Origin of the sequence: Algoriphagus aurantiacus, assembly GCF_035156405.1 — a bacterium.
In the GTDB taxonomy this organism is placed as follows: domain Bacteria; phylum Bacteroidota; class Bacteroidia; order Cytophagales; family Cyclobacteriaceae; genus Algoriphagus; species Algoriphagus aurantiacus.
Genome location: NZ_JAXRUT010000012.1, coordinates 44,297 through 67,506 on the forward strand (window position 1 = coordinate 44,297; position 23,210 = coordinate 67,506).

Annotated in this window: 20 protein-coding genes; 11 read left to right on the top strand and 9 right to left on the bottom strand. The window is 39.9% G+C overall.

The window, feature by feature from the left end; all coding sequences use genetic code 11:
* Nucleotides 1-20: 20 nt before the first annotated feature.
* A complete protein-coding gene (gene cas6, locus SYJ56_RS13085) occupies nt 21-917 on the top strand; it encodes a CRISPR-associated endoribonuclease Cas6 (protein WP_323834754.1) in 897 nt (298 codons plus the stop codon).
* Between the two features lie 30 nt (nt 918-947).
* Here cas6 and SYJ56_RS13090 read toward each other — a convergent pair whose 3' ends face one another.
* Both SYJ56_RS13090 and SYJ56_RS13095 read right to left on the bottom strand, forming a co-directional pair.
* Nucleotides 948-2,225, bottom strand: coding sequence for a type IX secretion system plug protein (locus SYJ56_RS13090; RefSeq protein ID WP_323834756.1), 1,278 nt, complete (start codon nt 2,223-2,225; stop codon nt 948-950).
* 40 nt (nt 2,226-2,265) lie between these two features.
* Nucleotides 2,266-4,197: an ABC-F family ATP-binding cassette domain-containing protein gene (locus tag SYJ56_RS13095; RefSeq protein WP_323834758.1), complete on the bottom strand. Its 1,932-nt coding sequence runs from the start codon at nt 4,195-4,197 to the stop codon at nt 2,266-2,268.
* A gap of 93 nt (nt 4,198-4,290) precedes the next feature.
* Here SYJ56_RS13095 and SYJ56_RS13100 point away from each other — a divergent pair, with 93 nt between their 5' ends.
* Complete coding sequence (locus tag SYJ56_RS13100; RefSeq protein ID WP_323834760.1) at nt 4,291-5,490, top strand: PQQ-dependent sugar dehydrogenase; 1,200 nt, start codon at nt 4,291-4,293, stop codon at nt 5,488-5,490.
* A gap of 207 nt (nt 5,491-5,697) precedes the next feature.
* Here SYJ56_RS13100 and SYJ56_RS13105 read toward each other — a convergent pair whose 3' ends face one another.
* The 6 genes from SYJ56_RS13105 to SYJ56_RS13130 all read right to left on the bottom strand — a co-directional run bounded on the left by SYJ56_RS13105 (nt 5,698) and on the right by SYJ56_RS13130 (nt 10,945).
* Nucleotides 5,698-6,081, bottom strand: a complete 384-nt coding sequence (locus tag SYJ56_RS13105; protein ID WP_323834762.1) for a helix-turn-helix domain-containing protein — start codon at nt 6,079-6,081, stop codon at nt 5,698-5,700.
* 5 nt (nt 6,082-6,086) lie between these two features.
* On the bottom strand, nt 6,087-6,392 hold the full coding sequence (locus SYJ56_RS13110) for a type II toxin-antitoxin system HigB family toxin (RefSeq protein WP_323834764.1): 306 nt from the start codon (nt 6,390-6,392) through the stop codon (nt 6,087-6,089).
* A gap of 101 nt (nt 6,393-6,493) precedes the next feature.
* Nucleotides 6,494-7,813 carry an ABC1 kinase family protein gene (locus SYJ56_RS13115; RefSeq protein WP_323834766.1) on the bottom strand — a complete coding sequence of 440 codons (1,320 nt, stop codon included), beginning with the start codon at nt 7,811-7,813 and terminating at the stop codon, nt 6,494-6,496.
* Nucleotides 7,814-7,816: 3 nt separating this feature from the next.
* Nucleotides 7,817-8,482 carry a TetR/AcrR family transcriptional regulator gene (locus SYJ56_RS13120; protein ID WP_323834768.1) on the bottom strand — a complete coding sequence of 222 codons (666 nt, stop codon included), beginning with the start codon at nt 8,480-8,482 and terminating at the stop codon, nt 7,817-7,819.
* Between the two features lie 108 nt (nt 8,483-8,590).
* A complete protein-coding gene (gene hslV / locus SYJ56_RS13125) occupies nt 8,591-9,133 on the bottom strand; it encodes an ATP-dependent protease subunit HslV (protein WP_323834770.1) in 543 nt (180 codons plus the stop codon).
* A gap of 144 nt (nt 9,134-9,277) precedes the next feature.
* Nucleotides 9,278-10,945, bottom strand: coding sequence for a pyruvate dehydrogenase complex dihydrolipoamide acetyltransferase (locus tag SYJ56_RS13130; protein WP_323834772.1), 1,668 nt, complete (start codon nt 10,943-10,945; stop codon nt 9,278-9,280).
* Between the two features lie 121 nt (nt 10,946-11,066).
* Here SYJ56_RS13130 and SYJ56_RS13135 point away from each other — a divergent pair, with 121 nt between their 5' ends.
* The 6 genes from SYJ56_RS13135 to SYJ56_RS13160 all read left to right on the top strand — a co-directional run bounded on the left by SYJ56_RS13135 (nt 11,067) and on the right by SYJ56_RS13160 (nt 16,397).
* The gene (locus SYJ56_RS13135) at nt 11,067-12,026 is read left to right on the top strand and encodes a YheT family hydrolase (RefSeq protein ID WP_323834774.1); all 960 of its coding nucleotides are present in this window, start codon (nt 11,067-11,069) and stop codon (nt 12,024-12,026) included.
* A gap of 29 nt (nt 12,027-12,055) precedes the next feature.
* Entirely contained in the window at nt 12,056-12,754 is a 699-nt protein-coding gene (locus tag SYJ56_RS13140) for an SOS response-associated peptidase (protein WP_323834776.1), read from the top strand.
* An 84-nt stretch (nt 12,755-12,838) separates the two neighbouring features.
* Nucleotides 12,839-13,837: a 3-oxoacyl-ACP synthase III family protein gene (locus SYJ56_RS13145; protein WP_323834777.1), complete on the top strand. Its 999-nt coding sequence runs from the start codon at nt 12,839-12,841 to the stop codon at nt 13,835-13,837.
* Nucleotides 13,838-14,392: a hypothetical protein gene (locus SYJ56_RS13150; RefSeq protein WP_323834778.1), complete on the top strand. Its 555-nt coding sequence runs from the start codon at nt 13,838-13,840 to the stop codon at nt 14,390-14,392. It abuts the gene before it with no gap.
* A gap of 232 nt (nt 14,393-14,624) precedes the next feature.
* Nucleotides 14,625-16,199 (top strand): toxin-antitoxin system YwqK family antitoxin, encoded by a 1,575-nt coding sequence (locus SYJ56_RS13155; protein ID WP_323834779.1) that lies wholly within the window; start codon nt 14,625-14,627, stop codon nt 16,197-16,199.
* Between the two features lie 36 nt (nt 16,200-16,235).
* Complete coding sequence (locus SYJ56_RS13160; RefSeq protein WP_323834781.1) at nt 16,236-16,397, top strand: Lacal_2735 family protein; 162 nt, start codon at nt 16,236-16,238, stop codon at nt 16,395-16,397.
* Between the two features lie 184 nt (nt 16,398-16,581).
* On the opposite strand, the gene SYJ56_RS13165 is transcribed toward SYJ56_RS13160, so the two are convergent.
* Nucleotides 16,582-17,103, bottom strand: coding sequence for a cupin domain-containing protein (locus tag SYJ56_RS13165; protein WP_323834783.1), 522 nt, complete (start codon nt 17,101-17,103; stop codon nt 16,582-16,584).
* 219 nt (nt 17,104-17,322) lie between these two features.
* Between SYJ56_RS13165 and SYJ56_RS13170 the strand changes: the two genes are divergently transcribed.
* Genes SYJ56_RS13170 through SYJ56_RS13180 form a run of 3 tightly spaced genes read left to right on the top strand, consistent with a single transcriptional unit; the run spans nt 17,323 to nt 23,207 of the window.
* Nucleotides 17,323-18,561 (top strand): ROK family transcriptional regulator, encoded by a 1,239-nt coding sequence (locus tag SYJ56_RS13170; RefSeq protein ID WP_323834785.1) that lies wholly within the window; start codon nt 17,323-17,325, stop codon nt 18,559-18,561.
* A 30-nt stretch (nt 18,562-18,591) separates the two neighbouring features.
* On the top strand, nt 18,592-21,879 hold the full coding sequence (locus SYJ56_RS13175; RefSeq protein ID WP_323834786.1) for a VCBS repeat-containing protein: 3,288 nt from the start codon (nt 18,592-18,594) through the stop codon (nt 21,877-21,879).
* A complete protein-coding gene (locus SYJ56_RS13180) occupies nt 21,876-23,207 on the top strand; it encodes a vanadium-dependent haloperoxidase (RefSeq protein WP_323834789.1) in 1,332 nt (443 codons plus the stop codon). Before SYJ56_RS13175 ends, SYJ56_RS13180 begins: the two co-directional genes overlap by 4 nt.
* Nucleotides 23,208-23,210 lie beyond the last annotated feature (3 nt).

The window sequence follows — 23,210 nt, forward strand, 5'->3', positions numbered from 1 at the left end:
CATTTTATTTTTAATTTACCGTGAGAGTTAGACTAATATTTTCCCTAAAAAACAAGGGTTCCTATTTACCTTTTCACCACCAGTATATTCTGGCACAATTCCTTAAAGGATTAATTGTGAAAGGCGGAAGAGAAGAGTTTTACAACTATAACTATTTCAACTTTTCTGGCCTGAAAGGTCAGACCAAAGTGAGTAGAAGTGGCTTGCATTACTATTCTAGTTTGGTTACCCTAGTATTGTCTTCCCAAAGTGAAGACTTCATGGACTATCTGCTTGAGCAGGTTTTTGCCACCCCAAAAATCGAGCTTGGCAACCTAATCATGGTTCCTGAATATACTGAAATCGAAGTAGAACCGGTATTGGAGACTTCAAACAAGTTTGTTTGTATTTCCCCATTAGTATTAATCACTCCTGCCTTCAATGAAGAAGCGGGTAAGCGATTCATCAATCCGGATAGCGATGAGTTTTCCGATTTGCTTTATGAATCCACACTTACTAGGATGGAGAGATCTGGTTGGTACACTGCCGAGCAAATGGAAACTTTCTACAAGTTCCAAGTGGTTCCGGATATGGTTTATGTAAATAAACTCAAAGAAGCCCAGAAGAAATTCGCCAGAATCTATGCTGTTTACGACATGGATGTGAAGTATGAAGTGAGAGGCTACACGCTTCCTATCACTTTATATGCTGCTCCTGAGGTTCAGGATTTCGTGTTTAAATGTGGCTTAGGCGCTTTTACCCACAAAGGTTTTGGTATGCTAGATTTGGCCAATCACCCAACTGGCCCACGAACTACAACTTACAAGTTCAAAAGAGAAGGATTTGTACCTTACAAGCCAAGTGAACGCATTCGGGAGAATGTAGCACCACCTGCTGAAGAGAGTACAGAGGAACCATCTTCTACAGAGGAATCATAAAAAAATCCCTTCCAAATGGAAGGGATTTTTTTATAGCCTTCGGCGATTTGGGTGTAAGTAAATGTAGCCTACTAGCTGGTCATACCGAGAACCTAAATTCCTAAAGTAAACTAGTACTTCGTATTCGTTTTCAGTTTCAAAATAGCTCCCTTCAAAATAATGTGGCTCAAATTCTCCGTTTACTGAATAGGCATATTGATAATCATACCATCCTTGTTTCAATATTAGTGATGTCGTATACACTCCCATTTTTGGATCCCATTCCATCTTCGCTTCTGGAGCCTTTCCCCAATTCGTCAAAGAACCAAGTAAATAAACGGGATCGGAGGTTTCTTCAATTGCCAATCTGAAAGTCATCAGCATATATTCACTTTCAACCTCTGGATCTCCACCTGGCCGGTCTTTGGTCTCAATCAAATATTGTCCATTCAGGTCCAAATATTGAGAATACACTGTTTCTGGTCTTATCTTATCAATAGTCCCATCTGCAAAAATTACATCTGGCTCAACTCGGATATCAGCTATATTCACGCCATTTGCTCTGATGAACCTCAAGTCAACAAAACGAAATTCATTGCCTGCAGTAAAAGTATTTCCACCATCAAAGGATTCATATCTGAGTATCTTCGAACTCTCATTCATAAACGTTGGCTTAGCCAAGAACTTCGCATTATCCCAGCGTTGATTTTGACGAATAAGCACTTTGATCTGACCATCAGGATTTGTCACCTCTCCTGCCGAATAATTTACTACCAGATTTATTTGTTGAGAGTTTTGCCGGTCAGCGGTTTGAGAAGGTGGGACAATCGCTGCTCCTACAGTAAAAATCTCTTCATAAACCATAAATCGCTTGGTGAGAATGACATCTTCCTCATTACGCTGGGTATACACCTTCAAAATGTAATTTCCTGATTTGGTCACCGAGGGTAATTCAAATCGGTAATGAATGTACGGAATCCTGGTATTGACAGAATACTCATACTGCTGAATATTAAACTCATTGAAAGTGGGTAAAAAATCGTTGTCCTTCAACTGGGATTTCTGCCAGTCTGCATCACAATGAATTAGCTTTGCAGTATATAATTCTGGGTCAAAAGCCAAATCATCAAACAACAGCACCAATGGTTTTCCAGACCTTATAGGAACTACAGGAGCATCTATAGAAGCATCAAATGTTCCACCTGCTGGAAATAAGCGCACAGATTGGATATGCTCTTTGTATACTTTATCCTCCAGTTGCTGCGAAAAAAGCTGGAAAATCGCTGAGCTACTCAGCAAAAAACATAAAAAAAGAGATTTGGTCTTCATCCTGAAAAATAGGCAAAATGAATACCAAATCTATAATTTATTAGGAAAGGACTTCCTGCAGATTGGAAATCTTATCTACCAAAACCTCCCACTGTTCGTTAGAAACTTGCAATTTGACTTGAAGACCTTGATAGTTTTCCTGGATTTCCTGAGCCTCTTCCTCCCGAGAATACAATTCAGGATCGGCCATTTTACGCTCCAAACCCATCTTCTTCTCCTCTAGCTTTTCCACTTCCTTCTCTACTCGCTCCAATTCTTCCTCCAATTTTCGAAGATTTTTTTTAGCTTGCTGTACCTCTGGATTATTTACCGCGGCCTTAGGTTTTGGTTGCTCTTTTTTCTCTGGCTTTTGAACCGCTTGCACCGGAGCTGACTGAACCTGCTTTTCACGCCAAGCCTCATATTCCGCGTAGGTTCCCAGGTACTCTTTGATCTCATGATTCTCTATGTACCAAATCTTGTTTGCCACGCCTCTGATGAAATGTCGATCGTGTGAAACAGTCACAAATGTACCTTCGTATTGCTGAAGTGCCTGAATCAGAATATTCACTGACTGAAAATCCAAGTGGTTTGTAGGCTCATCGAGCAACAGGAAATTAGATTCCGATATCAATGTTTTCGCTAGAGCAACTCTGGATTTTTCTCCACCCGATAGCACTTTGATTTTTTTGAAAACTTCCTCGTTAGTAAACAAAAAGCACCCTAAAACTCCTCGAAGCTCCATTTCAGATTTTGCACTACCGGCTTGAGCCATTTCCTGAATGATCTCATTGTCCAGTGTCAAAGCTTCCAGCTGATGCTGCGCAAAGAACGATTTGATGACATTATAGCCTTCTGTTCTTCCTTTTATATCCTTTTCAGAACCATCGATGATCCTGAGCAATGTGGATTTACCTTTTCCATTTGCTCCGATCAGCGCTATTTTATCACCTCGCTCTATTCGAGCAGTAGTGTTTTTCAGAATTACATTATCACCGTAAGCCTTCGAGATGTTATCTAGCGTGATCACATCTCTGCCTGACTGTTTTGAAAATTTGAATTTGAAATTCACCGAAACTTCATCACTCACCACCTCATGCACACGATCCAATCTATCCAAGGCTTTTATTCTAGACTGAACTTGATTGGACTTAGTCGCCTTCGCACGGAACCGCTCGATGAACTTCTCAGTTTGCTTGATCATCTGCTGCTGATTATCGTACGCATTCTGCTGGATCTCCATCCGCTCCACTTTCTCTTCCTTGTAAAACGAGTAGTTGCCAGAATACAGCGTCAATGTGTTGCTCGCTACTTCCACTGTACTACTGATACAATTATCCAAAAAAGTCTGATCGTGGGAAACTACGATCACAGCCCCATCGTAGTTTTTCATGTAGTTCTCTACCCATTCGATGGAGGGAAGATCCAAGTGGTTGGTTGGCTCATCAAGCATCAGAAGTGATGGCTTTTCCAGCAAGAGCTTAGCAAGCATGACACGCATTCTCCATCCTCCCGAAAAAGTCCGAAGTGGCTTTTCCAAATCCGCAGACTTGAAACCTATTCCTTCTAATACTTCCTCAGCTTTGGCTTTAATCGTATATCCTTCATTTGCTTCAAATCTTTCTTGAAGAAAAGCCAGTCTATTGATAATCTCTTCAGAATAATCGGTTTCCATTTTTTTCAAGACTTCATCGATCTCATCTTGAAGCGCCAATGTCTCCTTGAAAGCTGCCAACGCTACATTCAAAATGCTATCGTCAGACTGATAGGAAAGCAAATCCTGGTTCAAAAATCCAATAGTACAATCCTTAGCCTTTTGGACCTCTCCAGAACTAGGCTGATAATCCCCATTGATTATTTTCAACAAGGTTGATTTACCTGTACCGTTTTGTCCTACAAGGCCAATCTTGTCTTTAGGCTTGATGTGTAAATTGGCGTTTTCATAAAGTGGACGCCCTCCGATGAAGTAAGAGAGATTGCTAATCGATAACATGGCGCAAAATTAACCATTAACCCGTTCATAACCTTTTCATTCCCAAACATTCTGAATGTTTCTTATCTTTCTATAGGTATGAAACTTACAATTATGAATTATTTATCTAAAATCTATGTGGAAGCAGGATTAGGAATTTGCCTCTTCACTTTCGGCTGCCAGCAAAATCAAAAAGCTGAAGCTCAAAGTTTTAATACTACTGACAGTGCAAATAAGCAAAACATCAGTGATGCTACAGCAGAGGTAAAACTTGATAAAATTAATCTCCCTGCAAACTTTAAAATTGAAGTATGGGCTGCAGATATTCCAAATGCCCGACAGTTGGCGATTTCAGAAGATGGAATTGTATTCGTCGGAAATCGCCAAGAGGATAAAGTCTATGCAGTAATTGATGAAGATGGTGATGGAATAGCAGACACTAGGTTTACGCTCGCTGAAGACCTGAATATGCCCAATGGGGTGGCCTATAAAGACGGAGATCTCTACGTAGCAGAAGTGAGCAGAATCCTTCGATTCAAAGACATTAAAAACAACCTAAGCAATCCTACTTACGAAGTCGTTTACGATAGTTTCCCTACAGAAGCGCATCATGGCTGGAAATTTATCGCTTTTGGTCCTGACGGAAAATTGTATGTGCCTGTAGGAGCTCCTTGTAATATTTGTGATCCTGAGAAGGAAATCTTTGCTTCCATTACGAAGTTAGATGTAGACTCGCCTAATCCTACCCCAGAAGTCTATGCGCATGGCATAAGAAACTCAGTAGGTTTTGACTGGGATCCTAAAACTGGTGACATGTGGTTTACCGATAATGGACGGGACATGATGGGTGACGATGTTCCCAACTGTGAACTGAATCATATCACAGAAGCTGGCCAACATTTCGGTTATCCATATTGGCATGAGGGAACAGTAAAAGACCCAGAGTTTGGAGACAAAGGAGGCCCTGCAAGTGATTATGTAGCTCCAGCTGCAAAACTAGGTGCTCACGTAGCTCCTTTGGGAATGAGATTCTACGAGGGTAGTATGTTCCCTTCGAAATACAAAAATCAAGCGATTGTAGCCAAGCACGGATCCTGGAACAGAAGCAAAAAATCAGGCTATGTAATAACTTCTCTCAAGGTGGATGGAACCAATGCCACAGATGAACAAGAGTTTGCTTCAGGATGGCTGGATGAAGAGGCCCAAGAAGCTTGGGGACGTCCTGTGGATGTGCAGGAAATGAAAGATGGAAGCCTATTGGTTTCTGACGATATGGCTGGGGTGATCTATCGGGTTACCTATTCAGAAAATTAATATGTTAAAAAAAGGGTAGTGATTTGCTTGCCTTTTTTAACCCGGACTATGCATTAGGATTCGTAGCGAGGGTTCAAACTGCAAGAAAATCAGTCACTTTGGAGATCGAGTCGTAGCACCGCTACGGTGAGAGCGAAAAGTGAAGCATAGCGACTGATTTTGAAGTGGTTTGAAGCCGTAGTAGATTTTCTAATGCATAATTCGGGTTTAATCTATTAACAAATCTACTGGAATATTATAAGCTTGATTCAGCTTTTTGATTTGCTTTAAACTCAGTTTCCTCTTTCGATTCATTATTTCAGAAACTCTGCTGGCAGGACCTAATACAGGCACAAGATCCTTTTGTTGCAAGCCATTTTCCGAAAGGTAATAGCTTAGAATTTCAATTGAATCAGCTTGATAGTTTTCAATTTTGTATCCTTTTTCATCTTCATATTTCTCTATCAAGATGGAAAGAACTTCCAGATAATTTTCTTCATCTGAATTTGCTTCCACTCCACTACTTATTAAACCTTTTATCACTTCAAGTGAAGCTAGGTACTCCAACTCATCCGAAATGACTTTGAGTGAAGGTCTTTCAATTGTTTCCATAACAGTTAAACTTTATTCGCATCAATTTTATTATAATCAGCATGAGTCCCGATCCAAATCGTGTAAACAATGTCCTGTTTTCCTACGCTGGCAACATGAATACCTGCAATCAATCGGAATTTATTTCCACCAATATTGAATATCACTCTGTTGTTAGCCAGTACATCTGCAGAGCCAAAGAATAATTTGATTTCATTCAGATTATTCAACTTCAGCGATTTAACCACTTTGACCCATCGCTCAAGCGGAGCTTTAGAATCCGGATGCTTTGAAATAAATCTCACTAAAGTTCGCTCAGATATGATTCTCAATTTGAAACAGAATTAATTGTACAAAAGTTACACTTTTTGGAAAGTATTAAAAACAAAAGCCCCAGAAATTTCTGAGGCTTTTGAATGCATATTTTTAAGAATCATTTTAACCAGTCCGGCTTTGTAGTCACTACTTCAGCTTTGAGTTGATTCAGTAGGTTATACAATCCAAAATAGGTTCTATTTACATAAAGCCCATGTCTGGATCCACGTGCCTGATTAGACTTCTTGAATAGCTTGTCATTTGAAATCCGATCACCCAATTCAAAAATCTTCTCGAAGAATCCATCGTCGGAGAAATCAAATTTGTCCGCATGAAAAGGTTTACCCAATAAGGAAATCATTTCCTTAAATACAGATTTGAAATAGAGTTGCTCCTCTGGAGAATCTTTATCCGAAACAAACTCCAGATCAAAGAAAATCTGGTCGAGTTCGTCGGTATTGATTTGTAATTCCTTTTTGATCAAAGCAAAATACCCATCATAGAAGTCCTCAGGGATTACTTTCACACAACCGAAATCGATAATTCCCAATTGATCATTTTCTTGAATGATGAAATTTCCCGGATGTGGATCGGCATGGACCTGCTTGAGATTGTGAACTTGATGATGGTAAAAATCCCAAAGTGCCTGTCCGATCTGATTTCTAGATTGCTGACTTGGATTTGTTTCCAGCCATTCTTTCATATGTGCTCCATCAATCCAATCCATTGCGATGATTCGTTCTGCACTCAATTCATCGTAATAGGTAGGGAATTTTAAGTTTGGAATATGGCTACATTCTCCAGAAATCTCTCTGGATCTCCGTACCTCTAACACATAATCTGTTTCTTCCAACAACTTCTCCTCTACTTCCGCCATGTAATGATCCAACTCACGCTCATTCATATTCAACAGACGCAACGCAAACGGACGGACAAGCTTCAAGTCTGAACTCACCGAATCGGCAATACCAGGATATTGGATTTTTACCGCTAATCTTTTATCACCCAAGGTAGCCTGATGAACCTGTCCAATAGAAGCTGCATTTACAGCAGATCTGGTGAAAGTATCGAAAATCTGATCTGGGGTTTTGCTGAAATATTTCTGGAAGGTTTTTACGACCAAAGGATAAGACAAAGGAGGCGCTGAATATTGCGCCATGGTAAATTTATCCTGATAGGCGCGAGGCAAAAGATTCTTGTCCATGGACATCATCTGCGCTACTTTAAGTGCTGACCCTTTAAGTTGGCTTAAGGAAGAGTAAATATCAGTTGCATTATTCTGGTGCAATTCTTCCTTATCCATCCCGGGATTTACCATTTTTTTGGCATAATGCTTTACATAATTCCCTCCGACTTTTGCTCCTGTGGAAATGAATTTGGCAGCGCGCTGCACTTTTGAGACAGGGATTGCCTGTTGCTCGTTTAAGTTGTCTGTCATTGGTTATTTCGACTGATACATGAATTTTGCGAAATCAAGAAATGAGTCCAGCGCACTTTTGCCCATCAGGTCAAAGCCGAGATTCACTGATTTCTCTATAGCAGCATCTGTTTTCTCAAATCTTGGAGACCTATCGTCTAACCAGTATCTGAAAACAAAACCCACCTGTATCCAAAGAGCCTCATCATATCGATCAGAAATTACCGGCCGGGTAGCTATTTCCTGGGTCTCCTTGCCTTCAAGGATTATCTCATTTGCAAAGGCTTTAAATTTTTCTTTAAAATCTGCAGCCTCTTTTGGCAAGCTGACGAATGATTGAGCCTTATTCTCATAAAGACTTAAGAGATAAGACCTGTTCTTTTTCAGTACCTCGATCCAAGTGAACAAAAAGCTTAAGAATTTTTCTCTTGCCGAATACCCTTCGAAAACTCCCTGTTTGTCAATTTCAGCAAGTGTTTCATCAAAAATATCTACTAGTATGGTGGATTTGATTGATTCGAAAGATGTGAAATAAGTATAGAAATCCTCCTCCTTCATTTTCAAATCCTTGGCAAATTTGAAGACTGATTTCGGTAAATCACCATGTTCAAGGACATGATTTTTAAATGCATCCAGAATCAGCTTTCTATTATCTTTCTTCGTTGTCTTCTTCACAGTGGTAGTTTCCATAGTATCTCTTTTATACTCATGGTTAACAGTCAAGTGACTCAACAGGTTTAGAAAAAGACAAAAAAAACCGAAGTAGTTAGCTTCGGTTCAGAAACACATTATTCTGTGTTAGTCTTTTACTTGCTCTATCACCAAATTATGATTGGTATAGATGCAAATATCTGCTGCAATATTTAGACTTTCTCTCACCATTTCTTCGGCTGTCATATGAGCAGCAAATTGCTTCATGGCTCTGGCTGCTGACTGAGCATACATGCTACCCGATCCTATGGAAGCAATATCCATATCGGGTTCTATCACGTCACCATTTCCTGAAATAATTAAAATATCATCTTTATCGGCAACGATCATCATAGCTTCCAGCTTGGAAAGCATGCGATCCGTTCTCCATTCTTTAGCAAGTTCCACCGCCGAACGCTTCATGTTATTCCCAAATGCGCCCAGCTTCTCTTCGAATTTTTCCAAAAGTGTAAAAGCATCCGCGGTAGAACCGGCAAAACCGGTAACAATTTTACCACCCTGCAAAACTCTCAATTTCTTAACACTGCTTTTCGCTATAGTATTCCCTAAAGTTGCCTGGCCATCCGCTCCTATGACTACTTCTCCATTATGTCTTATCGCAACTACGGTCGTTGATTTAATTTTTGTCATATGATTGTATTCTAAAATGGGTTAATTCATTGTCAGCTATTGGGAAAAGATTACAACCAATAACTTAGAAACGCTCTTCTAGCCAAAAGCGTACAAAAAGCAAAAAGTCCTGAAATCAGGACTTTTTGGCAGTTCAATTATATCTTAAACCAGTATTCTGACTGGATCTTCGAGTAAGCTTTTCAGTGTAATCAAGAATGCGGATCCTACAGATCCATCTACTACGCGGTGGTCACAGGACAAAGTCACCTTCATCAAGTTTCCGATTTTCATTTCACCGTCTTTTACGATTACTGTTTCTTTGATTCCTCCTACAGCTAGGATACATGCATCAGGTGGATTGATGATCGCAGTGAATTCGTCAATTCCAAACATCCCCAAATTAGAGATAGTGAAAGTATTTCCTTCCCAATCCTTAGGTTGAAGCTCTTTGTTTTTGGCTTTTCCTCCCAAACTCTTTGCCTGAGTGGAAATCTGAGAAAGTGAAAGGCTATCAGCAAACCTGATCACAGGAACCAGTAATCCCTCTTCTACTGCCACTGCCATACCGATATGGATATGGTCATTATATCTAATCTTATCACCTAGCCAGCTAGAGTTTACTTTTGGATGCTGACGCAAAGCTGCCGCAGCCGCTTTGATCACCATATCATTAAAGGAAATCTTCACTGGAGCAATTTCATTCATGCTCTTTCTAGCTTCGATGGCTTTGTCCATGTTAATTTCCATGGTGAGATAGAAATGTGGCGCTCCAAACTTGCTTTCTGCAAGTCTCTTTGCGATCACTTTCCTCATCTGAGAAACCTTTTCTTCTTTGAAGCTTTCCACTCCCACAGCCGGAGCCGCAGTACCTACGGCAGCGCCACCTTGAGCAGCAGCAGCAGGAACAAAGTTTTCCACGTCTCTCTTCACTACTCTTCCGCCTTCACCAGAACCATTGAGTGTCCGGATATCTATTCCTTTATCTTCAGCCATCTTCTTGGCCAGAGGAGATGCTTTCAATCGCTCACCATCAGCGATGGTCGATGGAGTGCTACTTCCAGCAGATTTAGCTTCAGTCTTTGGAGCTTCTTCTTTTTTAGCTTCTTCAGCAGGCTCAGCTTTTGATTCAGCAGGTGCTTCGGAAGATTCTGATTTTTGAGCTTTCAAAAGTGTTTCGAAATCTGCACCTTTTTCACCAATCACAGCGATCACACCATCCACAGGAACACTATCGCCAGCTTCCACTCCTATGTAAAGCAAGGTACCGTCTTCGTAAGACTCAAGTTCCATAGTCGCTTTATCAGTTTCAACTTCTGCGATGATTTCACCGGATTTCACATCATCCCCTACTTTCTTCAACCATGATGAAATTGTACCCTCTTGCATGGTATCAGACATCTTAGGCATAGTGATCACAGTTGCGTTGATGCTTGAGACATCAATTTTCTCTGCTGGAGCTTCAGATTTGGCTGGTTCAGCTTTCTTATCTTCCTCTTTGGAAGAGTCTTTTTGTGATTCTTCTTTGGGAGCCTCTTCTTTGCTTTCTGTATCTGATGAATCACCACCGTCAAGAAGGTGCTGATAGTCCTCACCTTTCTCACCGATCACAGCGATCACACCATTTACTGGTACAGAATCTTTTTCTTTCACTCCAATATATAAAAGCACACCTTCGTCGTAGGATTCAAGCTCCATAGTTGCTTTATCGGTCTCCACTTCAGCCAGTATATCACCTGGTTTCACTGAATCTCCAACTTTTTTCAACCATGCAGCAATCACACCCTCTTCCATGGTGTCGCTCATTTTAGGCATTCTTATTATTTCGGCCATAGGTTATTCCGCGCTATTTCGTTTTTAAAGTGTCCAAAAATAGTTTTTATAATGGCTTTATTCAAATTTAAAACTAGTAATTTCCCCAAGCTTTTCAGCCTTCAAACCATATCGCTCTGATATGCCACTATTAGATAACACTAGCTACACCAGACCCAAGTGGCTGTTTAGCGGACACTTAGAGACAATTTACCCCTCCCTTTTTAGAAAAGTTGTTGCGCCTAATGCCGTTAAAGAGAGAATTTTAACAATCGATGGAGACTTTCTTGATCTGGATTGGTATCGTCAAGGAAAGTCAAAATTAGTCATAATCAGCCATGGTCTGGAAGGTAATAGTACCAGGGCTTACATGCTTGGTATGGTAAATAGTTTTTTGAAAGCTGATTACGATGTACTTACCTGGAACTTTCGTAGTTGCAGTAGTGAGATGAATAAGCAGGTGATTTTCTATCATTCCGGAGCTACTTACGATTTAGATGTGGTGGTTCAGCATGCCTGTAGTGCTTATGATGAAATAAATTTGGTAGGCTTTAGCTTGGGCGGGAATCTGACTTTGAAATACCTCGGGGAAAAGGGGAACAGTCTTTCAAAAATCCATCGAGGAGTAGCAATATCTGTCCCTTTACACTTAGGGAGTTCTTCCAAAAAAATATCTGATGCTGAAAACACCTTGTATTCCAAACGCTTTTTACGAAGCCTAAAAAAGAAAGTAATAGAAAAATCTGAAGCACATCCGGGACAAATCCCAGTAGAAACGCTTAGAAATATTAAAACTTTGGCTGATTTCGATGACTTTTTCACAGGCCCACTACATGGCTTTGCAGATGCTGACGAATACTATGAAGTCAATTCTTCCTTATACTTTTTGGATCAGATCAAAGTGCCCACACTAGTCTTAAACGCACTTAATGACCCCTTTTTAAGTGAAAAATGCTTCCCAACAACTCTTGCTAAATCCTTGGATCAGGTCTATTTCGAATTCCCAAAACATGGAGGTCATGTGGGATTCAGTCCGGCAAATTCTGAAAAACCATTCTATTCCGAACAGAGAGCAGTTGAATTTATAAACGCTGTTATCTAACTTCCTGCCAATTACAGCAATATACCATTATGTGCGGACGATATTCCCTTAGCAAAAGTAAAGAAGAACTCGAAGAGAGATTTCAGGCAGAAATGATGAGCGATCTAAAACCCAGATTCAATATCGCTCCGACACAACTTGTGCCTGTGATCACATCACAAAGTCCCAAAGGCTTTTCTTTCTTCTATTGGGGTATCACTCCTGAATTTGGAAAAAACAGACCTGTCGCTCAAAAACTGATCAATGCAAAAGCTGAGACTGTTAATGAAAAGATCTCATTAAAAACTGCTTTCCGGCAAAGGCGCTGTATTATCCCAGCAGATGGATTCTACGAATGGAAGAGACTTGGCAAAAAGACCTCCGTTCCTTATAGGTTCACGTTACGTGATGATGAACTATTTTCTTTTGCTGGAATATGGGAAGAATACGAGTCTGTAAACGGAGAAACACAACATACTTTTTTAATAATTACTACCACGCCCAATGCAGTAGTGTCTGAAATTCATGACAGAATGCCTGTAATCCTTGACCGAAATGCAGAAAAAAAATGGCTGGATAAATACACTGAAGAAGATGAGCTTTTGAGCTTACTAAAACCATACCCTGCTGATTCAATGGTAGGCTTTACAGTATCACCCTTAGTGAATTCCGTGCAAAATGATAGCCCCGCGATCACCCGAAAGACATCTCCTGTGGATCAGCATGGGAATTATACACTCTTCGGCTAAATCTACCGCTGATCATTGTCCCTTTTGCTAGAGTAAATTGATCTAGCGATATTGGTAGTCAATTTTATAATAACCCAAATTGACATGAAAAAATCCAGGATTTTAGGAGTTGGTCATTATGTTCCAGAGCGAATCGTCACTAACCATGAGCTCGCTGAGATGATGAACACCAATAATGAGTGGATTGTCGAAAGAACCGGAATAGAGTCTAGACACTGGTTTACTCCAGGAATTGACACGGTGACAAGTATGTCCAAAAAAGCCTCAGAAATTACACTGGATAGAGCTGGAGTCAAAGCCGAAGAAATTGATTTCATTGTTTTCGCTACCATTACTCCAGACTATTTTATTCCTGGAAATGGTGTTTTGCTTCAGCGAGAATTGGGCATGGGAACAATTGGTGCTTTAGATATTCGAAACGCCTGTTCGGGTTTCATCTATGCATTATCAATCGCAGATCAGTTTATCAAAACTGGCATGTATAAAAAAATACTTGTGGTCGGAGCCGAGATTCAATCATCCGCTTTGGACAAAAGTGATGAGGGACGTTCTAGTTCTGTGATCTTCGCTGATGGAGCCGGAGCTGTTGTTCTTGGTGCGGTGGAATCGGATCAGCCAGGAATTTTATCTACCCATCTTCATTCTCAAGGTGAGCATGCAGAGGAATTATATTGCAAAGATCCTGGAAGTAGCCGTGAGGTTAGAATTTCTCCCGAGCTGATCGAATCAGGCAGTTTCTTTCTGAAAATGAACGGAAATGCTGTTTTCAAACATGCAGTAGTGAGATTTATGGAAGTGATCAAAGAAGCACTTGATGCAAATAAGCTGGATCAATCAGCTATAGATTTACTCGTTCCGCATCAAGCTAATCTTCGAATCAGCCAATACATACAAAAGCAGCTTGGACTTGATGATGAAAAGGTCTTTAATAACATCATGGATAAGGGAAATACAACAGCAGCTACAATTCCAATTGCACTAAGTGAAGCTTGGGAACAAGGGAAAATTAAGGAAGGTGATTTGATTTGCCTTGCTGCATTTGGTTCTGGATTCACTTGGGCATCTGCATTACTTCAATGGTAAATGGCCGAAAATCCCAATAAGTTAGATCTTGAGCTTTGGCTTGACAAAGAAAAAATTCCGAGTCTAAATATCCTTAAAGCTAAATTTTGGGAGATTCTAGCAGACGTGGGAAATTCTGTAGTTTCAGAAAAACTTATAAAAATCCACTCAGCAAGTCGTGGGATAAAACTTTCTAAGGGAAATGATCTATTGGGATACCCATATCAAGTCTTGGATTTGATCCGAGACTTTGATCTTAATGACGGTCTTAATATTCGCGTTTTAAATTGGTTTGGTCATGGACTTTTCTTCTTTGTCTTGGTAGGTAAAAATCATCCCAAAGCACCTTTTCAACAACTGGGAGCACTAAATTGGGCATTTGATCTATCCCCTACTCCATGGGAATATCCAGAAATACTCCTCAAAAATGCTTCAATAAAGTCACCAACAGACGATTTGTATAATAAATCCACTTTCTATCAATGGCATAAACCCATAGAGATCTCTGGAGAAATCGTAGACATAAAGGCCAAGATTTTGGATGAACTAAAAAAATTGATATTCTTACTTTCCTAAAAAATGGGATAAAGCTGGAATTAACTTATTTTTAAACAGGAATCAGGTTCATTCGTACACTATTCAGATTATCCTTTTGAAAGATTCAGAAAACATACTGAATCCAATCGAAATAAAAACCATATGAAATCGAACATGACTCAAGCGTCACACAGAGGGATGATTATTGGCCATGCGAGATTCCTCCCGATAGTTATCGGGATGACCTCTTAAAAAAACAAAAAATAACCAGATGAAATATATCCTCATTGCATTAATTCTTTTAAGCACACCACTGATTGCCCAAGAAAGCTCCATGGTTCGGCAATACAATTCAGATTCTACACTGATGGCTACAGGCATTGTTACCAATTCATTGCGTGAAGGATTATGGAAATATTATAACCCGAAAACAAATACGCTACTGACCGAAGGAACTTTTAACAATGGACAGCGAGAAGGTAGTTGGACTAGTTTTTATCCAGACGGCAAAAGAAAATTAGTGGCAGAATATAAAGACGGGATACTTTTTGGACCTTCTAAATTATATGATGCAGATGGAGCATTGAAGAAAGAAATGATTTTTCAGGATTCTGTCATAGTGGGTAAATACCTAGAATATTTTGGCAGAACTGGTGTACCCGAATACATTGATGCCACTCAAGTATCTATTGAAGGTCAGTATGAAAACAGTAAAAAAACTGGTCAGTGGGTACAATATTATGACATTGGCGAGGTGGCAGTAAGGGAGTTTTATGTAAATGGACTTAGAGAAGGGCCTTTTCTGGAATATGACCCGGAAGGAGTATTGATTACTGAGGGTTTATATAAAGCTGGGGAATTGGATGGTGCTTTCAAAAGGCTAACCTATCCAAATCTTGTGGTAGAAGAAGGGAATTATAAGAATGGAAAAAAAGTAGGTGAATGGATACGATATTTTACAGGCACCAAAACTAAAGAGTCAGAAGAGTTTTATGATGAAAATGGCAACAGAATTGGCACTTGGAAATACTACTACGAAAATCAAAGGTTGGCGAGAATAGAAAAATATGAGAACGGAATTGCGGTAGGAACCTGGGAGGAATATTTCCCAAACAAGGCAATCGCCAAGCGAAAAACGTATGATCTTGGAGTTCCTGTCGGTGAATATGTAGAATACCACAGTTCTGGACAAGTCTCTGTTTCTGGTCAATACACTACCGGCATGAAAACTGGCTTATGGAAAAACTTTTTCCCTGATGGTGAGATTTATTCAATCGGTGAATATCGAAATGACTTAAAAACTGGCCTTTGGAAATATTTCAATAAAATAGGGATTCTTGTAGCAGAAGGAGAATACACGCTGGGCCTAGAAAATGGCCAATGGGTTTACTACTATGATGGCGGCCAACTAAAATCTGTAGGCAGCTACAATATTGGATTTGAAAATGGAATTTGGGGGCTCTTTTATGATAACAAACAGCTTACTCAGGAGGAGTTTTGGGACAACGGACGTCTAATGAATATAAGTGAATATAAATCGTATGACGGGAGCGTAAACCTAGATAAAGGCACATTGAAAGATGGGGACGGAACCAGAATCACCTACTATGTGAATGGAAAGAAGGAATCAGAGGGGAATTACATTTCAGGAAAAGCTGATGGAACTTGGATTTTTTACCATGAAAATGGAAGAAAAGCATCTGAAGGTCAAATGAAAGATGGAAGAAAACAAGGACCTTGGAGGTATTATAATCCAGCTGGGCGCTTAGAGGATTTGATCAACTATAAGGATGATGAGATTCAGGAGGAATCACTTACGAATCTTGTTAATTTAATTAACCAATAAATTTTCAGTTATCATTTAAATCCATAACAGCCTACTATGTTCGGATTATTTAACAAGAAATCAGAGAAGGAAAAGCTTCAGGAAGCCTATTCTAAAAAACTGGCAGAAGTGCATAAAGCATCTCAAGTCAATAGAAAGGAATCAGATAGACTTGCTGCTGAAGCAGAAGAGATAGCAAAAAAGATAGAATTACTTTAAAAAGATCTTCAAGTAAGATGAGATACTACACAAAATTTTGAATTTCATGTAATTACACGTACATTCTAATACTCTTTCAGCTAGTCCTGTAGGATTTTTTTGACTGAATAGTTTATTTAAGGGTGATTGAGCTACGGACGAAAAATTTTAAGCTTTTTAAGCTCGGGATAAAACCCGAGCTTTTTTATTTTCTGGAATAATCGTCTTCCAACCTCACAATATCCTCTTCATTTGATGGATTTTCCGGGTCCACATGCATCCATATTTCAGCTACTATCCCCCAAGTATCTAAGCCTACTAGTCTGTGGCGTTCACCTTGTTTCAGGGATATTGTTTCATCAAGTTTCATTTGTTCTAAAGTTCCAAGTTCATCTGTTTTACTACGCACTATTCCAGACTCACCATTAATAAGCTTCCAAAGCTCAGCTCTGCGGAAGTGGTATTGCCAGGAAAGACGTGCCCCAGGTGCTACCAGCAAAAACTTAGGACTTAACTTTTGCTCCAATTGCTCTTCGGAAAGGTCTACATCCTCGAAAAAAAGATCTCTGAATTCACGGATTTGGCTTTCATCTAAAACAAAAAAACCACCCCATGGTCTAGTCTGATCCACCTTAGAGATTCTAAATCCTTTTACGGTCAAAAAGTCTTCAACTTTCTGAAAAACATCTTCCTTGCTAAGTCCAGAATTAATATCTATCAAATTCATACTTATTTTTAAAAATTCTAAGTTCAAAAATACTTAAATCATTCGAAAAACAAATTACCCAGAAGTAATCTCACATTTGAAATCTTTTGTGAAAAACAATATAACCCAATTCAAGAATTCCGCGAAATCATAATAAATAAAGTCGTGTTAACTTATTTTTTTAATAAAGTGCTTTTTTGAAATTCAAAAATTGCCGTAATTCAAGCACAACTTAGACCTATGAACCTAATAAACCCTCAGGAAATAATCGAAAAAATGGATGGAGTGGTAGAAATTAAAAGCTACCTCAACAAAATTAAGATTATTAAGAACTTATATACCAAAGGAGCCAATACAGCAAGCGAGATTTGCGCTGAAGTTGGAATCTCCTTACCTACTGTTAATTCATTACTCAGTGACTTAATTTCAAGTGGAGAGGTAATCAAACAAGGACGTGCAGAATCTCAAGGAGGCAGAAAGCCAGACTTGTACAGATTGGCGCCAGATGCCTTTTATGTGCTTTCTGTTGATCTTTCAAAGTTCAATATGAACCTTGCCCTTTACTCCTGCAATCACACAATTGTCATCCCAAAGGAGAGTCACAGAATAAGCTTAGACAACGAAAAGGAAACCTTTGAACATATCTGCCAGCTGATAGAGGCATACCTCATCAAAACCGGGATCCCAGCTCACAAAGTAATTGCGATGGGATTTTCTATGCCTGGCTTGACAGATTCGATTGGTGGAGTGAATTATACGTATTTAAGATTTGGGGAAAAAACTCTTCTTGAAAACCTAGAGACTAGATTTTCTAAAAAAATATTCCTTGAAAATGATGCACGCGCAATGACTTTAGCTGAATTCAAATTCGCAACTGATCATAGTCATAAGAATGTTCTTGGGCTCTTTATTGGCTGGGGAATCGGGCTGGGAATTATCATTGATGGGAAATTATACCAAGGTGCATCAGGTTTTGCCGGCGAATTCAGTCACTCACCTATCTTTGAATCCAGAGATGTGACTTGTATTTGCGGAAAAAAGGGCTGCTTAGAAGCTGTGGCATCTGGCACAGCTATCGTTAAAATGGCTGAGGCAGCCATTAAACTGGATAAAGACAGCATTTTAGCGAGAATGGCGAGAAATCACGAAGGTGACATAATGCCAAATTTAGTAGTAGATGCTGCCTTGTCAGGTGATCAGAGAGCAATTACCATTCTATCAGAAGCTGGTTTGGACCTCGGGCGAGGAATTTCCATGCTCATCCAGGTTCTAAATCCTGAGTTAATAATCATCGGCGGATCAGTGGCTGAAGCAAATCAATATTTAATCACTCCAATTCAGCAGGCTTTAAATATTTATAGTATGGCAAAATCACGGGAAAAGTCCAAGATCGTCCTTTACAAATTAGGCGAAGATGTTGGTCTTTTAGGTGGAGTTGCTGTTGTAAACGAAAAACTATTCGAAGATGTAATCAATTGATTGGACTAAATCTCGGTGTTGTAAATACTCATGCATTTCCTTATTACATCCAAAACAGTAGTACTACTGACTTTAGCATCTCTCATCCTTCTTCAGTCAGGAAACACCCTTTTAGCTCAATCTACTACTTCGAATTTTGAAAAATTATCCAATAAAAAGTCAGGTGTTTCTTTTAAAAATCAGCTAAAGGAAGACGAGGAAAATAATATCCTTCGCTACGAGTATTTTTATAATGGCGGCGGGGTAGCTGTAGGAGATCTGGACAACGACGGTTTAGAAGATATATTTTTTACGGCAAATATGTCATCCAATAAAGTTTACCGCAATCTTGGAAATTGGAAATTCGAGGATAAAACAAAATCTGCTGGAGTAGCAGGAAAGAACATCTGGACCACTGGGGTCAGTATGGCCGACGTGAACGGGGATGGTTTTTTGGATATCTACGTATGCTATTCCGGCAAAGGAAATCCTGAAGCAAGGGAGAATGAACTCTGGATCAATCAAAGTGATTTTACTTTCAAGGAGGAAGCAAAAGCTTATGGACTAGCCGATCCGTCAAATAGCACACAAGCCTTATTTTTTGATTTTGACAGAGATGGTGATCTGGACATGTACTTACTAAATCACCACATTGAGGCTATCAATGAACTTGAATTTAGTGAAGTGAAAAATATCCGACACCCTTATGCCGGTGATAAGCTTTTCAGAAATGACAATGGGAAATTCATCGATATCAGTGAGCAAGCAGGCATTAAAGGCTCGGCTTTGGGCTTTGGTTTGGGTATTATTTCGTCAGATGTAAATCAAGATGGCTGGCCAGACATTTTAATCACCAATGATTACATAGAGCCTGATTACCTCTATATCAACAATGGCGACGGCACATTTACTGATCGTTTGAAGGAATATTTTCAGCATATTTCTCACTTCTCTATGGGAGCTGATATCTCGGACATCAATAACGACGGCAAGCCAGACATATTCACTTTGGATATGCTCCCTAAGGACAATGAGCGTCAGAAACTACTCTATGGCCCTGAAAACTACGAGCAATATGCCTTGATGATAAAGGAAGGCTTCCACCATCAAAGTATGAGAAATATGCTTCAGCTAAGTCAAGGTGAAGGAATGTTCTCGGAAGTGGGCCAACTTGCAAACATTTCCAACAGCGACTGGAGTTGGTCTGCCCTATTTTTTGATGCAACAAATAATGGTAAAAAGGATCTGTTTATCACCAATGGCTATTATCGGGACTATACCAATCGAGACTTCTTAAAGTACAAAGGGGACTACTATTTCAAGCAAGCGATAGCAAATGAGAAGGCAGACACCCTTCATCTGGTGACTAGCATGACCTCCACCCCGATTCATAATTATATGTTCGAAAACACAGGAAACCTAAACTTTGTAGACAGATCGAAGGATTGGGGCTTTGGTGAAAAGGGGTTTTCAAGTGGCGCGGCATACGCTGATTTGGATAATGATGGAGATCTCGACTTGGTGGTCAATAACCTGAATGAGCAAGCTTCAATCTATCAAAATGTCAGCCCGAGTAAGAATTGGTTGCAAATTTCACTAAAAGACAATTCTGCAAATACACATGCGCTGGGGACAAAAGTTGAAGTATTTACTGGCTGGGAAAATCAAATCTTAGAAGTACAGCCTGTCAGAGGTTTCCAATCCTCGGTTAGTCCTAGACTTCAATTTGGATTAGGAGATATTACCACAGTCCCTTCAATTCAAGTTATCTGGCCAGACGGCTCCTTACAATTCCTCGAAAACATCCCTGCCAATCAGCACCTCACTATTCAAAAAGAAAGTTCTGGAAGTTTTCAGGCCTCCTCAAGGCCAGCTCCTTTGTTGAATAAAAATGATTTCGCTCCCGAATACAATCCTGGAATAAATCAATTTAATGACTTTAAGCGTCAGCCCTTGATGCTCACTATGCCAAGCTATATCAGCCCAGTTTTATCACAGGGTGACCTCAATGGTGACGGAAATCCAGAGGTATTTATTGGAGGATCAAAAGGTCAAGCTGGTAAAGTAGTTTCCTTCAAAAACGGAAGTTGGGAGAACTACTCTGGATTTAAATCGTCTAATGAATTTTCCGATGCAGTAGCTATTTTCGAGGATTTCAATGGAGATGGTGCTCAGGATTTATTTGTGGGTAGCGGCGGATATCATGATTACTTGGGTTCAGATGAATCCCTTCAGGATAGGCTTTATTTGAATGATGGTACTGGTAAACTCACACTACAAACCTCATTTCCTGAATACAAATTTAGCACAGGTACAGCCCAAGCTTTCGATGTAAACGGAGATGGAAACTTAGATTTATTTGTAGGAGCTAGATTGATACCAGGGCGATACCCTATCATCCCCGAAAGCAAATTGCTAATCAATGATGGCAAGGGGAATTTCACGGATCAGACTAAAGAATATCTACCAAATGCAGGAAAAATCGGATTAATCACTTCATCCGAGTTGATGGATTTGAATTCAGACGGAAAGATGGATTTGATTCTCGCAGGAGAATATATGCCGATCACTGTCTTGATCAATACAGGTGCTGGCTTAGAAGATAAAACATCCAGTTATTTCAGTTCATTGCTTTCGGGCTGGTGGAACACATTAATCAAAGCAGACTTGGATGGGGATGGGGACATGGATTTGATCGCCGGAAACTTTGGCCTCAACTCTCAATTCGTAGCAAATGAGAATAAAAAACTTCGGCTCTTCGCAGCTGATTTTGACCAAAATGGATCAATCGATCCAATCCTAGAATGCTTTGTAGGAGACAAAATGTATCCTTATCCTAGTCGTGATGAATTGCTAGATCAAATGGCAAGTATGAGAAGTAGATTCACAGATTATGCCTCCTATTCGAAAGCTACTATGGCTGATCTTTTTACCGTTCAGGAATTGGCAGATGCTCAGATTTTGGAGGCAAACACATTAGAATCAGTAGTTTTAGAAAACACGGGAAGCGGATTCCAAGTCAAATCTCTTCCAAGACTAGCTCAATCATTTCCTATCTTTAGTATTTTACCAATCGATCTAAATCAGGATGGAAATTTGGATTTGATTCTAGGAGGTAACCAATCCTATACTCGAATACGGATCGGATTGATGGATGCTGGACTAGGTCTGGTACTGATTGGTGATGGTGAAGGAAATTTCACTCCACTTAGTCCAGCCGAATCTGGTCTAACTATCAAAGGAGATATAAAATCTATTTTGCCTATTAAAACAAATACAGGAATCCAACTTCTCTTTGGAATCAATCAGCAACCTCTAGAAAGCTATACAATCAGATGAGAAAACTCCTAAAATCATCTTTTGCTTCACTAATACTACTCGGCTTGGCAATGAGTACTTCATTTGCTAAGCCCAAGGATGTCAACTGGCCCAAACTCTATTCGCAAGAACTCTTTCATATTACAGAAGTGATGGTGACTGATGTGGCAAGCCCCCCCGTTGCTGCACGGATTTATGCCTATTCCAATCTTGCTGCATACGTGATCGCAAAAGGATTTATAGATGGTTTTGAAAACCAAGACCTCTTAGAACATGCGTATTTAGAAGACCAAGATTGGGAAATCTCAGATCCAGCGATCAGCTCTCCTGAATTTGCGGCAATATATGCCATGCTGAAAGTCGGCGAAGCTATCATGCCTTCTGGCTATCTTTTGAAAGAAAAACAATCTGAGTGGACAGAAATTGCTTTAAAGGCAAAAATAATTTCTAAAAAAGAACTTCAGGCACATGTGACATTTGCACTGTCTGTGGCTGCCAGAGTGATGGAAGTCGCTAAAAAAGATGGGTACCTTCAACTTTCAACTTTGACCCGCTATACTCCTCAATCGGGAGAAGGATTTTGGTATCCAACGCCCCCTGCTTACATCGCCGCTGTAGAACCTGAATGGAAAACCATCAAACCCTTTTTTATACAGAATCTGGAAGAGTATGAACCCGCTCCGATGGCTGCTTTTGACATGAGCAAAGGCAGTTCATTTCATAAGCAATTGATGGAAGTCTATAACACTACGAATGAATTAGATGAGGAAAGAAAGTTGATCGCTAATTTCTGGGATTGCAATCCATTCAAAGTTGAGTTTTCAGGACACATGGCTATTGGAGTGAAGAAAATTTCTCCGGGAGGACATTGGATCGGAATCACCGGTATTGCTGCGCAAAAAGCAGGACTTTCATTTGCTGAAACAGCCTACGTCCACGCACTTGTGGGCCTGACACTTCACGATGCTTTTATCTCTTGCTGGAAAACAAAATACGAAACTGATAGAATAAGGCCTGAGACTGTTATCAATCAGAAGATAGACCAACGTTGGAAACCTCTTTTGCAAACGCCGCCATTTCCCGAATACACCTCAGGCCACTCCGTGATCAGCAGAGCTTCTGCCGTTGTTTTGACAGGTTATTTTGGGGACAATTTTGATTTTATTGATAGCTCGGAAACCTACTTTGGTCTTCCGGAAAGGCCTTTCAAATCCTTTTTACTAGCTTCCGAAGAGGCTGCTATTTCTCGGCTTTACGGAGGGATCCACTTTCGGGATGCAATCGAAGAAGGGATTAAACAAGGAGAAAAAATCGGAGAAATGGTCTGGTCTAAAGTTGGAAGAAATTAAACA

Bases quoted from the DNA above. Each gene is read 5' to 3' on its own strand.
- SYJ56_RS13165 (WP_323834783.1), bottom strand. From the start codon at position 17,103: ATGAATTTGATAGATATTAATTCTGGACTTAGCAAGGAAGATGTTTTT.
- SYJ56_RS13140 (WP_323834776.1), top strand. From the start codon at position 12,056: ATGTGCGGACGATATTCCCTTAGCAAAAGTAAAGAAGAACTCGAAGAG.
- SYJ56_RS13095 (WP_323834758.1), bottom strand. From the start codon at position 4,197: ATGTTATCGATTAGCAATCTCTCTTACTTCATCGGAGGGCGTCCACTT.
- SYJ56_RS13170 (WP_323834785.1), top strand. From the start codon at position 17,323: ATGAACCTAATAAACCCTCAGGAAATAATCGAAAAAATGGATGGAGTG.
- SYJ56_RS13135 (WP_323834774.1), top strand. From the start codon at position 11,067: ATGCCACTATTAGATAACACTAGCTACACCAGACCCAAGTGGCTGTTT.
- hslV (WP_323834770.1), bottom strand. From the start codon at position 9,133: ATGACAAAAATTAAATCAACGACCGTAGTTGCGATAAGACATAATGGA.
- SYJ56_RS13105 (WP_323834762.1), bottom strand. From the start codon at position 6,081: ATGGAAACAATTGAAAGACCTTCACTCAAAGTCATTTCGGATGAGTTG.
- SYJ56_RS13090 (WP_323834756.1), bottom strand. From the start codon at position 2,225: ATGAAGACCAAATCTCTTTTTTTATGTTTTTTGCTGAGTAGCTCAGCG.
- SYJ56_RS13100 (WP_323834760.1), top strand. From the start codon at position 4,291: ATGAATTATTTATCTAAAATCTATGTGGAAGCAGGATTAGGAATTTGC.
- SYJ56_RS13160 (WP_323834781.1), top strand. From the start codon at position 16,236: ATGTTCGGATTATTTAACAAGAAATCAGAGAAGGAAAAGCTTCAGGAA.
- SYJ56_RS13175 (WP_323834786.1), top strand. From the start codon at position 18,592: ATGCATTTCCTTATTACATCCAAAACAGTAGTACTACTGACTTTAGCA.
- SYJ56_RS13130 (WP_323834772.1), bottom strand. From the start codon at position 10,945: ATGGCCGAAATAATAAGAATGCCTAAAATGAGCGACACCATGGAAGAG.
- SYJ56_RS13145 (WP_323834777.1), top strand. From the start codon at position 12,839: ATGAAAAAATCCAGGATTTTAGGAGTTGGTCATTATGTTCCAGAGCGA.
- SYJ56_RS13115 (WP_323834766.1), bottom strand. From the start codon at position 7,813: ATGACAGACAACTTAAACGAGCAACAGGCAATCCCTGTCTCAAAAGTG.
- SYJ56_RS13120 (WP_323834768.1), bottom strand. From the start codon at position 8,482: ATGGAAACTACCACTGTGAAGAAGACAACGAAGAAAGATAATAGAAAG.
- SYJ56_RS13150 (WP_323834778.1), top strand. From the start codon at position 13,838: ATGGCCGAAAATCCCAATAAGTTAGATCTTGAGCTTTGGCTTGACAAA.
- SYJ56_RS13155 (WP_323834779.1), top strand. From the start codon at position 14,625: ATGAAATATATCCTCATTGCATTAATTCTTTTAAGCACACCACTGATT.
- SYJ56_RS13180 (WP_323834789.1), top strand. From the start codon at position 21,876: ATGAGAAAACTCCTAAAATCATCTTTTGCTTCACTAATACTACTCGGC.